Origin of the sequence: Bermanella marisrubri, assembly GCF_012295615.1 — a bacterium.
GTDB classification, from domain to species: domain Bacteria; phylum Pseudomonadota; class Gammaproteobacteria; order Pseudomonadales; family Oceanobacteraceae; genus Bermanella; species Bermanella marisrubri.
In genome coordinates, this window is the sequence record NZ_CP051183.1 from 3419821 (window position 1) to 3435432 (window position 15612).

Annotated in this window: 13 protein-coding genes; 4 read left to right on the forward strand and 9 right to left on the reverse strand. The window is 44.3% G+C overall.

Features of this window, described 5'->3' with window-relative positions:
- Positions 1–33: 33 nt before the first annotated feature.
- The 5 genes from cydC to HF888_RS15915 form a co-directional block, all read right to left on the reverse strand.
- Entirely contained in the window at positions 34–1695 is a 1662-nt protein-coding gene (gene cydC, locus HF888_RS15895) for a thiol reductant ABC exporter subunit CydC (RefSeq protein ID WP_007016599.1), read from the reverse strand.
- Positions 1692–3326 (reverse strand): thiol reductant ABC exporter subunit CydD, encoded by a 1635-nt coding sequence (gene cydD, locus HF888_RS15900; protein WP_165837003.1) that lies wholly within the window; start codon positions 3324–3326, stop codon positions 1692–1694. The genes cydC and cydD overlap by 4 nt, the downstream gene beginning before the upstream one ends.
- Before the next feature lie 55 nt (positions 3327–3381).
- Positions 3382–4386: a cytochrome d ubiquinol oxidase subunit II gene (cydB, locus tag HF888_RS15905; protein ID WP_007016597.1), complete on the reverse strand. Its 1005-nt coding sequence runs from the start codon at positions 4384–4386 to the stop codon at positions 3382–3384.
- Positions 4386–5786: a cytochrome ubiquinol oxidase subunit I gene (locus tag HF888_RS15910; protein ID WP_007016596.1), complete on the reverse strand. Its 1401-nt coding sequence runs from the start codon at positions 5784–5786 to the stop codon at positions 4386–4388. The genes cydB and HF888_RS15910 overlap by 1 nt, the downstream gene beginning before the upstream one ends.
- Positions 5787–5947: 161 nt before the next feature.
- Entirely contained in the window at positions 5948–6409 is a 462-nt protein-coding gene (locus tag HF888_RS15915) for a thioesterase family protein (RefSeq protein WP_007016595.1), read from the reverse strand.
- A gap of 91 nt (positions 6410–6500) precedes the next feature.
- Here HF888_RS15915 and hemB point away from each other — a divergent pair, with 91 nt between their 5' ends.
- Both hemB and ppk1 read left to right on the forward strand, forming a co-directional pair.
- Positions 6501–7511, forward strand: a complete 1011-nt coding sequence (gene hemB / locus HF888_RS15920) for a porphobilinogen synthase (protein WP_007016594.1) — start codon at positions 6501–6503, stop codon at positions 7509–7511.
- A 108-nt stretch (positions 7512–7619) separates the two neighbouring features.
- Positions 7620–9707 (forward strand): polyphosphate kinase 1, encoded by a 2088-nt coding sequence (ppk1, locus tag HF888_RS15925; RefSeq protein WP_007016593.1) that lies wholly within the window; start codon positions 7620–7622, stop codon positions 9705–9707.
- Between the two features lie 73 nt (positions 9708–9780).
- On the opposite strand, the gene HF888_RS15930 is transcribed toward ppk1, so the two are convergent.
- Positions 9781–11691 (reverse strand): ATP-binding cassette domain-containing protein, encoded by a 1911-nt coding sequence (locus HF888_RS15930; RefSeq protein ID WP_007016592.1) that lies wholly within the window; start codon positions 11689–11691, stop codon positions 9781–9783.
- Between the two features lie 39 nt (positions 11692–11730).
- On the opposite strand from HF888_RS15930, the gene HF888_RS15935 reads away from it, so the two are divergent.
- Entirely contained in the window at positions 11731–12201 is a 471-nt protein-coding gene (locus HF888_RS15935; protein ID WP_007016591.1) for a DUF2390 domain-containing protein, read from the forward strand.
- A 24-nt stretch (positions 12202–12225) separates the two neighbouring features.
- Here the strand turns inward: HF888_RS15935 and HF888_RS15940 are convergent, their stop codons facing one another.
- A complete protein-coding gene (locus HF888_RS15940) occupies positions 12226–13143 on the reverse strand; it encodes a hypothetical protein (RefSeq protein WP_050757987.1) in 918 nt (305 codons plus the stop codon).
- Between the two features lie 81 nt (positions 13144–13224).
- The gene (locus HF888_RS15945; protein WP_007016706.1) at positions 13225–13962 is read right to left on the reverse strand and encodes a ParA family protein; all 738 of its coding nucleotides are present in this window, start codon (positions 13960–13962) and stop codon (positions 13225–13227) included.
- 145 nt (positions 13963–14107) lie between these two features.
- Here HF888_RS15945 and HF888_RS15950 point away from each other — a divergent pair, with 145 nt between their 5' ends.
- Positions 14108–14635, forward strand: coding sequence for a DUF4124 domain-containing protein (locus HF888_RS15950; protein WP_007016705.1), 528 nt, complete (start codon positions 14108–14110; stop codon positions 14633–14635).
- Here HF888_RS15950 and HF888_RS15955 read toward each other — a convergent pair whose 3' ends face one another.
- Positions 14636–15592: a WD40 repeat domain-containing protein gene (locus HF888_RS15955; protein ID WP_007016704.1), complete on the reverse strand. Its 957-nt coding sequence runs from the start codon at positions 15590–15592 to the stop codon at positions 14636–14638.
- Between the last annotated feature and the right edge of the window lie 20 nt (positions 15593–15612).

The following is a 15612-nucleotide window of genomic DNA, read 5'->3' on the forward strand; positions in this document are numbered from 1 at the left end:
ATCTGGATAAATGATGTAAAAGCACTAGACGGATTATTCAGTTGCTAAACTCAGCCGAACATTAAACTGCTTAGGTAAAACGCTATGATCATGAGCAAACCAAATAATGGTTTTTCCACTCATCCAATCCTCAATATTCTGCAATATAGTTTTCGCTGTAACTTTATCGATACCCTTAAAAGGCTCATCCATTAGCACGATATTTTGCTTTGCTAACAATGCCCTAGCAATTACAAGTCTTTGAATTTCACCACCAGATAGAGGCAGACCCGCCTCTCCAATCCAAGTGTTCAAACCCAGTAGTGTTTGCTCTATACGTTTTGAAAGACATACATCATCCAAAGCATTCCATAGACTTTCGTCATCAGCATTAGGATTCGACATACGTAAATTATTTGCGATCGTATCGCTAAAAATATGATTGTCCTGCGACAACCAGTAGCAATCTTGAAGCCCACCCTTAGGAGGCCATACATCCGGTATGTTTCCATTAATGACTACATGGCCCTTTGTTGGTTGATGCAAACCTATCATTATCTTCGCCAATGTAGACTTTCCACTTCCCGATGGCCCGGTAATCAATGCACGTTCATGCACTCGCAAACGCAAATTTATATTCTCTAGAATATGCTCGGCACCTTGCTCAAAATGTAAAGACTGACATTCGATTACATATTCGTCACTTGACTTAACAAGTACCTCATCTCGTACTCGCTCTTTGTTATTAATGACAAGTGAAGAAAGGCGCTTAGCAGATAAAAGTGTTAATCCGTAATCACTAAAGCTCTTGCTTAGATTAATAAATGCTTCGTTCAAACCTAGAGTTGCCAGCATTAACATGACGAAGATAGGGCCATCTATCGTATTTGATAAATAGCCTTCAAGTCCTAAAAAAAGTTGAAGTATTACTAATGATAAAAGCCATTGCTGAGACAAGGTCTGGCAGATAGAAAAAACATTAGCCAAGCGTTTCGTTTGGTATTCAATACGTTCCTGATACAACCATGCAGTTTCAATATGACTGGTTTGTATATGAGCTGCTCTTAGCTCTGGCATACCATTCAAGTGATCTAAAACCTGGTAACGTAATACCTCTCGATCTCTTCCGATAGAGAAACCCAACTCTCGTGCGAGAGTTGCGGGAAGGTAAGTCGTCAAGATAAGTAAAAGAAAAAGACCGAGCAACAGAAACAAAGAAGCACTTGGCAACCAAATACCATTGATGACAACAAGAATCAGGCTTGATGTGACGGCGACAATAGGTGGTGCTAGCAATCTTAAATATAAATTGTCTAGTGTACTCACGTCATGGGTAAGTCGGTTTAACCATTGACCATGGCGTTGTCCGATTTGATGATGAAAAGGCAATTGGCTTAGATTAGAAAATAAAAATACCCTTATCTTTGATAACAGCGCCAATACCGTGTTGTGGTTGTAAACTCGTTCGATATATCGACTTACTGTGCGAGTTAACGCAAAGGCCCTAATGCCGCCTGCTGGCGTATAAATATTGATGTAGATCGCGCCGCCCGCCGCGATGATTATGCCTGCCAGTCCAGTAGCCGTAATAAAGTAGCCAGACAACCCTAAGAGAGCGATAGCCGATAAAGTTGTCAATGCGATGGCACTCGTGCCCAATGCTATTCTGCTTTTGGATTCACTTAGCTGCTTGAGCCACGGTAAAAATTCTTTCATGAGGCATCATCCAAATCAATAATTTGATTGGCTTCGTGAATAATCGATTCATCGTGAGAGGCAACGATAACCAATCGCTGATGCTGTGCTAAAGTGCGCAGGTTATTAACAACGATCTCTGCACTTTTTTTATCTAATGATGCTGTGGGTTCATCCAGCAAAATCAAAGGGAAGGGCGATAATATGGTTCTCGCTAACGCTAATCGTTGAGCTTGACCACCGGACAAACCATAAGCCGACTCACCAATAACTTCATCCAAACCCTTGTCACTCATGTTTACTCTGTCTAATAGATCGACTTTTTCAAGTGCAGCAAGCATGGAGTTTTCTTCAATTCCAGCATGCCTATCGGAGTGCAATAAATCCAAGTTCTGCCGCCAAGACCCGAAAAGTGTAAACGGTGTTTGACTCAACCACGCGCAGGGCTCTGTACCTGGAGGCTGTGAAAAAATATTGATATGGCCACTGTCTGGGGCCTCAAAACCTGCCAGTAATCTGAGTAGAGTGCTTTTTCCTGTTCCGCTTTTACCCTTTAATACAATTATTTCACCTTTACGAGCAGTAAAACTCAAATGACGAAACAGATCACCACGTTTATCAAACGTTTTACTAACATCGACAACATCTAGTCGGTTTTCATCCTTAACTGAGGCAGAAAAATACTCGGCTTTTTCTGGCATTTTTTTCGTGAAGCCTTTACTGGCATGAAGTAACTGCGCTGCAGCACCTAAGGCAGACGCGCGATCATGATAATGCTGAGCCAATGATCTTAGTGGTTGAAATAACTCAGGAGCTAACAACAAAATTAACAAGCCAGAGAATAGACTCAACTCTGAACTTGGACCCCAATTAATGTAGCCTAATAATCCAAAGCCGATATACATAGCTAATACAGCGATGGCAACCGCTGAGAAAAACTCCAATACAGCAGAAGAAAGAAATGCAACCTTGAGTGTTTTCATTGTGAGTAGACGAAATTGCTCGCTGGTTTCGTTTAAACGATCTTTAGCAAAATCCACTTGCCCCATTGCTTGCAAAGCACGCATGCCTTTAATTTTATCGAGGAATTGTGTAGAGAGGCGCTCCAAACTTGCGAAATGACGTTGACTAATCGCTTCGGCTCCCATGCCAACGATTGCCATGAAAATAGGTATTAGCGGCGCCGATATCAATAATATTATCCCTGCTATCCAATCAAGGTAAAACGTAATAGAGAGAATTATCAGTGGCAACCAAACGGCGACTTTCATTTGCGGTAAGAAGCGGGAAAAGTAGCCCTCCAATGCTTCTACTTGTTCAACAAAATGATTTGTGCGCGAAGCTGCCGTTATATTGTTTAGCTCAACTAAATCACTTTGATGCCATGAGTGAATTAGCTGCTCCCGCACTTTTCGCTTTATAATTAAACCGCTTTGCGTTGCGTAATGTTCTTGCAAATATTGAGTCAGGCCACGAAAAACAATACACGCTATCATCGCGATAAAGTAGGGTATTAAATACTCTAGTGTAGAGTCACTCCATCCATCGACCAGCACTCCGTGTACTACGCGTGATATAAGCACAAACAGTAAAATCAAAGCGATCCCCGAGAGTACTGAAAATAGCGCCGTCTTGAGTATGCTGGCCCTCACAAAAAAGCCCAGCTGTTGCAGCCAGGCCTTTTGCAGTTTTATATCAGAATCCTTGTTAGTGATAACCCACTCCTGCTTTTACTTTTCCACGAAACACCCAGTATGTCCAAGCGGTATACATAAGCACAAATGGAATCACAAACAGCAATCCAATTAACAAGAATAGTTGTGACTCATTAGCTGATGCTGCATCCCATAAAGTGTAATTAGGTGGAACGATATAGGGCAGTTTACTTACCAATAACCCGAAGTAAGCAAAAATAAAAATCCCCATTGTAGCGACAAATGGCATTCCTTCTTGCTTAAGCTTTAGTGCTCGCAACAACAGTACACCACATAATAAAGCGCCCAAGGGAATCAACCAAATAAAGCTCAGGCTATCGAACCAACGGGCACGAACATATTCATCCGTAAGCGGCGTCCAGATACTCACAATTAAGAAAATGGCAAACAATACTGCTAACAAATAGGGTGTAATTTTATACGCCCATGCTTGAATGTAGTCTTCCGACTTCATAATCAACCAAGTACTGCCAAGCAAGGCATATCCCACTACCATACCTAATCCGGTTACAACGACAAACGGTGTTAGCCAATCTAGAGCGCCGCCAACATAGCGAAAATGCTCAGTTTCAAAACCTTGAATGTACGCACCGACAACTGCCCCCTGTGCGAATGCAGCGAGTGTCGAGCCGCCAGCAAATGCCCAATTCCATAGGTAACGTGAAGTTCTTGCTTTGAATCGAAACTCAAACGCCACTCCGCGGAAAATAAGACCAGCCAGTAATAAGAATACGCCTAAATACAGCGCAGGTAGTAACACGGTATAAACGAGAGGAAAAGCTGCTAACAAACCGGCTCCACCCAGAACTAACCAAGTTTCATTGCCATCCCAAACAGGTGCGACGGAGTTCATCATCACGTCGCGCGCCTGTTCATCAGGTGCAAAGGGAAACAAGATTCCTTGACCTAAGTCGAAGCCATCCATCAGCACATACATGATAACGCCAAAGCCAATAATGCCAGCCCAAATAGGCACAAGATCAAAATACGGTTCCATTATTGCGCTCCTTCTTCAAAGGGTACATCAACTGCAGACATAGGGCGTTTTGCTCTGTGGCTAGGATCATCGTCCGCTTCATGAGGTTTGTATTCCAAACCATCGCGCAGAATACGCATGACGTAATAGAGACCGCCAGTAAAGACCAAGGCATAAACGATGATGTAACCAATTAAGGTCGTTAAAGCCATCCAACCTGTTAACGATGGTGTTAATCCCTGCTCCAAAGTCATCTCACCGTATATCAACCATGGAGCACGTCCCATCTCAGTCGTAAACCAACCCGCTAATACAGCAATGAAAGGGGTGATGCTCATGAACTGTAAGGTTTTTAAGTACCAGTGTTTATTCCAAAGTTGTCCACGCAAGCGTAATACGAATCCTGCAAACGCCACGGCGATCATAAGAAGACCGATACCAACCATCACACGAAACGACCAAAATACACCCCACACAGGCGGTTGCATGTCTGGCTCAACTTCTTTCAAACCAGGAATCACACCATCTGCTGAATGCTTGAGAATCCAACTAGCACCATTAGGGATGCCAATTTCAAAATGATTGCTTTGCGTTTCTTTATCAGGCCATGCAAACAACAAAAGCGGAACATTGCCTTGAGTTTCCCAATTACCTTCCATTGCCGCTACTTTTGTTGGCTGATGCTCTAGTGTGTTCAAACCATGCAAGTCACCAATCCAAGCTTGAAGCGGGGTTAAGAATAGAAGCAACCAGAGTGTCATGGACAAGGCTTTTCGATTTGCTTCGACTTCACGATTATTCATTAAATACCAAGCGCTCACACCGGCAACCACAAAGCCACCTGTCAGAAACGACGCCAATGCCATATGAGCAAAACGGTAAGGCAAAGATTCATTGAAAATTGCATCAAACCATGACGTCACATACAAGAGCTCACCACGGAATTCGACACCTGCTGGAGTATGCATCCAGCTGTTAGCAGCCAGTATCCAGAATGAGGAAATAAATGTGCCCACAGCAACTAAAATAGCGGACATAAGATAGATGCCCGGCGGTACTTTATCTCGACCAAATAGCAGCACACCTAAGAATGCCGCTTCTAAGAAAAAAGCAGTAACCACTTCATAGCTCAGTATTGGTCCAAGAAAGTTGGCACTGGCATAAGCAAAGTTGCTCCAGTTGGTACCAAATTGGAAAGCCATCACAATGCCGGACACGACGCCCATACCGAATACGACAGCAAAGACTTTGATCCAAAACTGTGACAAGCGCGTCCAAACCGGATTTTGGGTTTTGAAAGCAATGCCTTCTAAAACGGCAATATACGAGGCCAAACCAATGGTAAAAACAGGGAATATAGCGTGAAAAGAAACCACGAATGCAAACTGCAAGCGGGACAGGACAAGGGGATCTAGTTCCATAGATGCCTCCGGCGTTAAAGTAGGAGTGCATCTATATTAGATAACGCTAATACAAAAAACAAATGCAATTATCAAGAAAATGCGTAAAACAGTGTTTCGCCTTTAAAAAGCAAAGTTGGCATGACCTAAGTCAATTACCGCCAGAGGTTTTCATTAAGCTTCTAGCCACACATATACGTCCCTGTGCCGACGGCGATTAATTCATCTTCCTCGTTTTTAAATTCCATGCGCGTCACCGCAACCTTAGAACCAATTCGCAAAATACTGGCGCTCGCATAAAACTCTTTACCCTTACCAGGACGAAGATAATCAACCCGCATATCAATAGTACCCAGTTTGCTCAGATTTTTAACACGTTCCTCCTTTGGCAGATCCTCTTGACGACGATAGGCACCTACAAGGGCTGCCGTACCGCCAGCAACATCCAAAGCCGATGCGATGACACCACCATGTAAAATACCGTGTAACCAATTACCCACCAGCTCATCACGCATTTTCAATTTAAACACCGCCTCATCGTTCTCAAAATTATGGACTTCTAAACCGATGTGATTATTGAACGGAATTTGCTGCATAAAATTAAGTGCTAATTGCAGCTCAGTTTTCGATAATTCTTCTTTCATAAATCGTTCAATCCTTGGTAAACATAGCAATAAAAAAAAAATTGCTTAAAATGGTGTTACCCGCAGTCTGTTTTTTCTTTCGGAGTATTCCATGGCCTTTTCCGACGCTCAACGCCTATTTCCACTTACCCGCATGCGCCGTATGCGTGCTAGCGACTTCAGCCGCCGTATGATGCGTGAGAATACGTTAAGCGCCAATGACTTAATCTATCCAATGTTCATACTAGAAGGGACAAATCAGGTAGAGGATATTGCTTCTATGCCAGGTATCCAACGTTTGAGCATTGATCTAGCGGTGAAAGAGTGTGAAGAGGTATTCAAGCTTGGGATTCCAGCCGTCGCGCTTTTCCCTGTGACACCCATGGAAGCGAAAACCGAACTAGCCGAAGAAGCTTACAATCCCGATGGCTTAGCCCAGCGTGCGGTGCGCGCCATCAAACAAGCGGTGCCAGAACTGGGCGTGATTACCGATGTAGCACTGGATCCTTTCACCACTCATGGTCAAGACGGCATCATTGATGAAGACGGCTATGTGCTAAATGATGTCACTGTCGATACCTTGGTTAAGCAAGCCCTGAGTCATGCAGCAGCAGGGGCCGACGTGGTGGCCCCCAGTGATATGATGGATGGTCGAGTCCAAGAAATTCGCGAAGCATTGGAAGCGCAAGGACATGTGAATACTCGTATCCTTGCCTATAGTGCGAAATATGCGTCGGCCTATTATGGACCTTTCCGCGACGCCGTAGGCAGTGCTGCTAATCTAGGTAAAAGCAACAAGTCCAGTTACCAAATGGACCCCGCCAATAGCGATGAAGCATTACATGAGGTGGCTTTGGATTTAGCCGAAGGCGCCGACATGGTAATGATCAAACCGGGCATGCCGTATTTGGATATCGTACGCCGTGTGAAAGAGGAATTAAAAGCACCGACTTTTGTCTATCAGGTCAGTGGTGAATACGCTATGCATATGGCAGCTGCGCAAAATGGTTGGCTCGATGGTGACGCTGTGATGATGGAAAGCCTGATGAGTTTCAAACGGGCGGGTGCTGATGGCATCCTCACCTATTTTGCTAAACGCGCGGCGCAACTTTTGCAAAAATAGGAACAAACGTCATCGTTTCGACATTTGCATAAAGTATGATTGGGAAACGTTTTTTTTGTCTCAGTTCTATAACCCTAGTGCTGGGACAAAGTGAGAATAAGGAAAACAATGAGCGATACCGTCAGCGACAATAGCATTGATCTCAGTGCACCAGAGTATTATTTCAATCGTGAAATCAGTCACCTGCAATTCAATATTCGCGTATTGGAACAGGCCTTGGACGATTCTCACCCGCTGCTCAACCGCCTCATGTTCCTTTGTATTTTTAGTAGCAATCTAGACGAGTTTTTCGAAGTTCGTGTTGCGGATCTAAAAAAACAAATGGCGTTTAGCCGTGAAATTCCCGGACCCGATGGTACGCCACCGTCAGAAGTACTGGATCAAATCTATCAACTGGCATCGGAAACCACAGAGCGCCAATACAATATTCTCAATGAGTATCTGCTTCCAGAACTTGAAAAAGAAAATATTCGCTTTATTCGCCGCTCCGATTGGAATGAAAAGCAAACCAAGTGGGCCAAGCAGTATTTCCGCGATGAGGTACAACCGGTAATCAGCCCGATTGGTTTAGACCCGGCTCATCCATTCCCACGCTTGGTAAACAAATCGCTTAACTTTATTGTTGAGCTAGATGGTAAAGATGCTTTCGGCCGTAATACGGGTATGGCGGTCATACCTGCGCCGCGCTCTTTACCTCGTATTAGTCGCTTTCCTGATGAAATCTGTGATGGTGGCGATAACTATGTTTTCCTTTCCAGTATGATTCACCAGTTCGCTGATGAACTGTTTCCTGGCATGAAGGTAAAAGGTTGCTATCAATTCCGCCTAACCCGTAATGCCGATTTAAGTTTTGATAAAGAGGACGTCAGTGACTTGGCCAGCGCCTTAGAGGGCGAACTCCATGCGCGACATTATGGCGATGCCGTGCGCTTGGAAGTCGCAGATAATTGTCCTGAACCACTTTGGCAATTCCTACTGGATAAATTCAACTTGACCTATCAAGACCTGTATCAAGTGAATGGGCCAGTGAACGTTCACCGTTTGATGTCCGTCGCCATTGGTGCCGAACGACCTGAGTTGCGTTACCCAACCTTCACGCCAAGTATTCCAAAGGGCTTAAAGGGCAGCAGTGATGTATTTGCTGCGATTCGTAAAAGTGACCAGCTTTTATTGCATCCTTTCCAAAGCTTCACGCCTGTGGTGGATTTAGTCCGCAGCGCCGCTCAAGATCCAGATGTGCTAGCGATTAAGCAGACCTTATATCGTACAGGTGCGACCAGTGAGATCGTCAATGGCTTGGTTGAGGCTGCACGTAAAGGCAAAGAGGTGACGGTTGTCATTGAATTACGAGCGCGCTTCGATGAAGAGGAAAACCTACATCTTGCTAACCGTTTGCAAGAAGCCGGCTGTGTTGTGGTATACGGCGTGGTGGGTTACAAAACCCATAGTAAGATGATGATGATCGTACGCCGTGAAGGTAAAAAGCTAAAGCGCTATGTCCATTTGGGCACGGGTAATTATCACGCAGGTAACGCACGTCTTTACACGGATTATAGCTTGATTACCTGTGCAAAAGATCTAACAGAAGATGTTCACAAATTATTCCAGCAGCTAACAGGCATGGGCAAGGCACTGAGTATCAAGAAAATCTATCATGCCCCCTTTACTCTGCATAAAAGCTTGCTAGGACTGATTGCCGAAGAAGCCAAAAATGCAAAAGAAGGCAAGCCGGCGCGCATTACCATTAAAGTTAACTCTTTGACCGAGCCGAAAATCATTCAGGCTTTGTATAAAGCTAGCCAAGCCGGCGTACAAGTAGATTGCATTGTCCGAGGCATGTGCCGCCTAGTGCCGGGCATTCCAGGTGTCAGCGAGAACATTTCTGTGCGCAGTATCATTGGTCGCTTCTTAGAGCATACTCGAGTTTATTACTTTGAAAACAATGATAGCCCTAAGGTATTCGCATCCAGTGCTGACTGGATGGAGCGCAACTTGCTGAACCGCGTTGAGACGTGCTTCCCTATCGAAAATGCCAAGTGGGCGAAGCGACTGCGTGAAGAGCTGGATTTATATCTCAGTGACAATTGCCAAAGCTGGCAATTACAACGTGATGGTCGCTATATGAAAAATGAACCGCTTGAAGGGGAAGAACGCATTAGTGCACAGCAAGTATTATTAGAGAGTCTAAGTGCCTAAAGCTACATAGTTAAATCCCAAAAAGAGCGCGGTTGCTTGGCCGCGCTTTTTCTTTATGTGTGAAAGCAATATTCTATTCTTGTAGCTGGCTTTCTAGCGTCTCCAACTCTTCTAGTTTTTCCATCCACTCTTCTTCGATGGTTTCACTTTGCTTTTTTAATTCCGCTTGCTGGGATAGCACAGATTGCAAACGATCCTTCTCGCTGGCTTCGTAGAGACTCGTATCCGCTAATTGCTGTTCAACATCCGATAGCTGTTCTTGCACCGTCTCTAACTGAGACTCTAGTTTATTCACTGCTTTTTTAAGCGGACTTAGTTGTTGACGTAATTGTGCGGCCTTACGCTTACGTTCTTTTTTCGCTTCGGCACTATGCTCGCCGCTGGACTTTTCTGAAGTAATACCGGCTTCACGCTGCTGCTCTAGCTTTATAAACTGGCGATAGTCTTCAAGGTCGCCATCAAATGGACTCACTTTACTTTGATGAACCAAATAAAACTCATCCACTGTATTAGCCAACAAATGACGATCGTGGCTTACTACTATCATGGCGCCTTCAAAGTCTTGAAGCGCTAGCGTTAACGCATGGCGCATATCTAAATCCAAGTGGTTAGTAGGCTCATCCAGTATCAATAAATTGGGTTTGAGGAACGCGATACGCGCTAGAGCCAAGCGAGCCAGCTCCCCACCTGAAAACGCTTCGCAACTTTCTACTGCTTGATCACCATGAAAACCAAAACCGCCCATGAAGTTGCGAGCTTCTTGTTCGCTGGTTTCAGGGATCAGTTTTTGCAAGTGTTGGACTGGGCTTAAAGATAGATCTAACTCATCTACTTGATGCTGAGCAAAGTATCCGACACTTAAATATTCTCCGCTAAATTGTTCGCCTTCCATCAGCGGTAGCTGACCCACAAGGGCTTTAATCAAAGTGGATTTACCCGCGCCATTGGCGCCCAATAGACCAATGCGCATTCCAGGGCGTAACTGCAAGCTCACTTGTGTTAATTGAGCCCGCTCTCCATAACCAATTTCTGCTTGCTCTAATTTCGTCAATGGATCACTAACTTTGTCAGCATTGGGGAAACTAAAGTGAAATTCACTATCGATGTGAGCCGGAGCAATTCTTTCCATTCGCTCTAGCGCTTTTATTCGACTTTGTGCTTGTTTCGCTTTCGAAGCTTTTGCTTTGAAGCGAGTAATAAAGCTTTCAATATGGGCGATCTCTCGCTGCTGTTGCTCGAACAAAGATTGCTGCTGCGCCAAACGTTCTGCTCGACGACGTTCGAAATCGGCGTAATTGCCGCTATATAAGTTCAACTTGTTCTGGTGCAAATGCACAATGCCATCGACTACACTATCAATGAAATCGCGATCGTGGCTAATCAATAAAAGGGTTCCGCGATACTGCTGCAAAAAACCCTCTAACCAAAGTGCTGCATCTAAATCTAAATGGTTAGTAGGCTCGTCTAGCATCATTAAATCACTGGGCATAATCAGCGCGCGTGCTAAGTTCAAACGCATGCGCCAACCGCCACTGAATGCAGATACCGAATGCTGCATTTGCGCTTCAGTAAAACCTAAACCTGCGAGCATGGTTTTCGCCTGTTGCGGTACTTGATAACCTTGTAGAGTTTCAAACTCACCATGTAGCTTTACTAGCTCTGCCTCTGCTCCGGTTTGCTCTGCATTAGCAATACCCTCACTCAAGCGTCGATAATCTTGGTGACCATCTAGCACATAATCCAACGCTGATTGTTCACTGGCCGCCACTTCTTGCGCCATATGGGCGATACGCCACGCCTTAGGGATATCAAGTTCTCCCTGGTCTGGCACCAATTCTCCCAGCAACAATTTAAATAGAGTCGATTTGCCGGCTCCGTTCGCACCTACAACCGCCAACTTTTGACCATCGTGCACAGCTAAATCAGCACCCACAAAAATATCTTTCTGGCCAAGGTGTAAGTTGAGAGACTGTAGTCGTATCATAGGAGCTTCAAATTAAGGTTATACGGGTGGAGATAATCGGTGCGACATGATGCCATAAATTCGCTAGATAACCCATTCTGGCAATATTCAATTAAGGTTTATCGAAACTCGGAGTTCGAAGAAATCCTGCTACAAGGGCAACTTCTGGGTTTAGACGTTAATCTTTTACTCTTCTGTGGCTATTTAACAAGCCATGGACGTTCTCTAAGTTCCATAACAGATAAGCTGTGGCCTATTGATCATTGGCAAGTGCATACCGTTCAACCGATTCGGGAATTACGTAAGCGCGTAAAAGCACTCAATAAAGATTGGTATGACGAAATAAAATCCTTAGAGCTTGAGGCGGAACAAATTGAACAAGCTTTGTTGTATGACGTGAGCAACCACGCATCTGTTGCTGAAATACCAAACCTTCTTTCTACCAACCTCAATGCCTACCTTCAATACAAAGCAATACACCCCCAAAAAAAATGGCTGCAAGCACTGTCTGAGCACTTGCAGCCATCTTAATAGCTAAAAAGAATCGAATACTTCTTAGTTATCACTTTCGTCAAATACACTACGTACTGGAGAAGCAGGAACCTCTGGCATACTCACCTTGTTACCTTCAACAGGACTTGGCTCATTGCTCGGAGAAACATCTGCTTGCTGAGAGGTATGCACCTGTTCAGCTGGCTTTTTTACTACTGGTTTTGCAGCTGGCTTCTTAGTCGCCGGCTTTTTCTTTGCTGCAGGCTTAGTCGCTGGCTTTTTAGCAGCCTTCTTCTCTGCAGCTTTCTTTTTAGCCGCTTCTTTTTTGGCTTTTTCAGCTTCTTTCTTTGCTTTCGCCTTTTCTTGAGCTTTTTGCTTGGCTAGTTTTGCTTTTTCTTTAGCTTTCTTATCTGCGGCTTTTTGCTTGGCAGCTTCTTCCTTTAAGAATGTCTTTTCTGCTGCTGCACGTACTTTTTCTACTTTTGCACGTTGCTTGGCTTCTTCTTTAATCGCAGTCAAAGCGTCTTTTGCCGATTGCGCAGTAGCTTTAGCTTCGGCTAACGCATTTTTAGCAACAGTGGCTTTTTTCTTAGCTGCATCTAACTGACGAACAGCCGCAGGGGTTTTCTTGGCTTTGACCTTAGCCTGTGCTTTAGCTTGAGCGTCTTTCGCTTTCTTCGCTGCAGTGGTCGCTTTCGCTACCGCTTTATCGGCTTTAGTTGCTTCTTTTGCAGCATCAGCTTCTTGCTTAGCACGCGCTTTAACTAGCTGAGCTACTAACTTAGAAATTTCATTCTCTAGCTTCGCTACTGGATCTTGTGTGCGTTTCGCAGTGGTCTTTTTAGCCGCTACTTTTTTAACGGGTGCGCGCTTAGCAGTCTTACGGGCCGGAGCTTTTTTCGCTGCTTTTTTTACCGCAGTCTTTTTAGCTTGAACTTTCTTAGTTGCTTTTTTTGCCGTCGCTTTTTTACGTGCAGCCATTAGGTGTACCTCTAGGATTCGTGTGTGGGTCCAGCAATTATACAAAGACAAAATTTAGAATCTAGTTAAAAAATGACCGATTCAGTTTTTTTGTCCGTTTTGCGTGTGCAAATGATAGTTTAGCCAGTCTAAAAGTGGCTGCCATTCTTTTATATCTTTTTCTAACGGCTGAGAAAAATCAAAAATACCCATTCCATATTCTGCGGCGCGAATATAATGCTGAGTATCACGTAAGCTTGTAATAAAAGGGATATTCAAGCTGTTGAGGAAAATTTCTAATTTGGTGTAACCCAGCGTATTGCGTTTTACACGGTTAGCAATGACAGCAATCGGTTTTGGTTCACGTCGAAATCCCGGACTGAGTAACACATCTTTAATAAAACCCGTAGCGGCTCGTATATCAATTGCCGATGGAACAACGGGAATCAAAATAACATCACAATGCTTTAAATGATCCGCCAGCTCATATCCGCTCGTGCCTGCCGGAGTATCAATTATAATGTGCGTAGAATCACTGGGGGCACGTAATTGAAAACTGCGTGTAGAGTGAGTATCGCCTTTACGATAGGCAGGAATACTATAAATATCAGGAAGCTTGTTACTACGGGCTTGTAACCATTGAGTGCTGGACCCCTGAGGGTCATGATCTATCAGAGCAACTTTGTTATCACGATGAGCAAAGTAAGATGCAAGGTTAGTGGCCACGGTGGTTTTACCTGAGCCGCCTTTACCATTAGCAATCAAAATACGCTTTGGCATCTTGCGCTCAACCACTCTTGGCTTAACATTTCTGTTAATTGAATAGTCTGTCGGTGGCATACCTTAGCCTTCTCTGGACGGTCATATCGTTTCCTTACCCGTTACGAGTCTTTCACCTCGATTTAGTCTAAAATGTTGTCCTTCAACAATCCAGAACATAATTACTAGTGTTAGGGCGAGTACCGAAAGGCCCAAGGAACAACCTATGAAAATCTTCTACAAGCTAATCATACTTGCTTTGTTACTCGCATTCGTGAGTCCGTTTTTAATTAAGGGCTCCAATGGCCAACCACTGTGGGACATTAAACGCTGGTTTCAAGAAGCCAAGTATGATGCTAAACATTCTATTCAATCGGCCAAGCAAAGTGTTTCTCAATCTCTACTCTCCCTTCAAAACGACGATAGCACTCAAACCCCGCAGGCGAGTGGTTTATATCGATACCGCGATGATAATGGCAAGTGGGTTTATACAGATCAAAAGCCAAAAGGCCATAATGTTGAATCTGTCACACTTAAAGAAGAAGTAGCAACCTTAAAAACCATAACTTTGCCGGAAGGGTTTGGAGAAAAACACGGCAAAGACTCGAAAACCGAAAAACTCGATCTAAATCAGGGTGCTACACCGTTCACCACAGCACCTCTCAGTGAACTCCCAAAAACCATGAAGAACTTAGAGGCAATCCAAGAAAAATTCGAAAAGCGACAACAAGAACTTGATCAAGCCATACAATAATCATGGATAATTCATGTGGTATACACTGCCATTGGCACCGATTGCTCGAATCCCTTTCGAGTGAAAGCTTACATCTTCGACCTGGGTATTCTTAGTTACCCACGGATTGTTCACCGTAAGCTTCCATGTTTGCAATAGACTGCCATCTTCGGGTTGCCACAAATGTACTTGCCCACTGGAAGCTCCTGTTACTAACAAGCCATTGTCGCTAGCAAACCGTGCCGCAAGAAAAACACCTGCGCCGATATCCAATTTGGCTAAGCTTTTACCGTTACTTAAATCCCATATATGACTTTCATCTCTATGACTCGAAGCAAAAGCCAAACGTCCGTCATCACTAATGGAGACCACCTTGATCTGATTAAGTAGTCGCCATTCATGCAACATATTACCTGAAGTTAGATCCCACACTCGGACCAATGAATCATCACCTCCTGTAATGGCGAAACGTCGATCCGGGGTCATATCAACAGTTTGCACAATTCCTTCATGACTTAAGCGGCGTTGTACACCACCATTCTGTATGTCAAACAAAGCAGCTTCATAACTGCGCAAACCTAACAGAGCTAAACGTCCATCATTATCAAGGTCCATATCTTCGATGTCGGCCGGCGCTTGCCACATCCAAAATGCCTCACCGTCTTGGGTATTCCACAATACAATTCGCCTTAATTCAGCGGTTGCCGCATATTTACCATTATCACTGATGGCTGATGCAATAATATTGCTTTGCTGCTCAGCTTCGTGGTTCCAGTTATACAGACGCTCTAACGGCTGTAACTGCCAATAACTACCACCGTGGTGAATCGAGCCTATCAGGGCATGATCACCATTGGCTTGCAATGCAGCACTGAAAACCCCTTGCTTTGCGGTATCCCATTTTTCATCGGGATCAATGCCACTGGTGCAAGCACTAAGAAAAGAAAGCGCAATTAGAAACCATGTTGGTTTAAACACTACGTACCTCGCAATTGAAA

What these genes read in the sequence shown, in the direction of transcription:
- cydC (WP_007016599.1), bottom strand. Translation starts at nt 1,695, where the DNA reads ATGAAAGAATTTTTACCGTGGCTCAAGCAGCTAAGTGAATCCAAAAGC.
- cydB (WP_007016597.1), bottom strand. Translation starts at nt 4,386, where the DNA reads ATGGAACCGTATTTTGATCTTGTGCCTATTTGGGCTGGCATTATTGGC.
- HF888_RS15910 (WP_007016596.1), bottom strand. Translation starts at nt 5,786, where the DNA reads ATGGAACTAGATCCCCTTGTCCTGTCCCGCTTGCAGTTTGCATTCGTG.
- HF888_RS15915 (WP_007016595.1), bottom strand. Translation starts at nt 6,409, where the DNA reads ATGAAAGAAGAATTATCGAAAACTGAGCTGCAATTAGCACTTAATTTT.
- hemB (WP_007016594.1), top strand. Translation starts at nt 6,501, where the DNA reads ATGGCCTTTTCCGACGCTCAACGCCTATTTCCACTTACCCGCATGCGC.
- ppk1 (WP_007016593.1), top strand. Translation starts at nt 7,620, where the DNA reads ATGAGCGATACCGTCAGCGACAATAGCATTGATCTCAGTGCACCAGAG.
- HF888_RS15930 (WP_007016592.1), bottom strand. Translation starts at nt 11,691, where the DNA reads ATGATACGACTACAGTCTCTCAACTTACACCTTGGCCAGAAAGATATT.
- HF888_RS15940 (WP_050757987.1), bottom strand. Translation starts at nt 13,143, where the DNA reads ATGGCTGCACGTAAAAAAGCGACGGCAAAAAAAGCAACTAAGAAAGTT.
- HF888_RS15945 (WP_007016706.1), bottom strand. Translation starts at nt 13,962, where the DNA reads ATGCCACCGACAGACTATTCAATTAACAGAAATGTTAAGCCAAGAGTG.
- HF888_RS15950 (WP_007016705.1), top strand. Translation starts at nt 14,108, where the DNA reads ATGAAAATCTTCTACAAGCTAATCATACTTGCTTTGTTACTCGCATTC.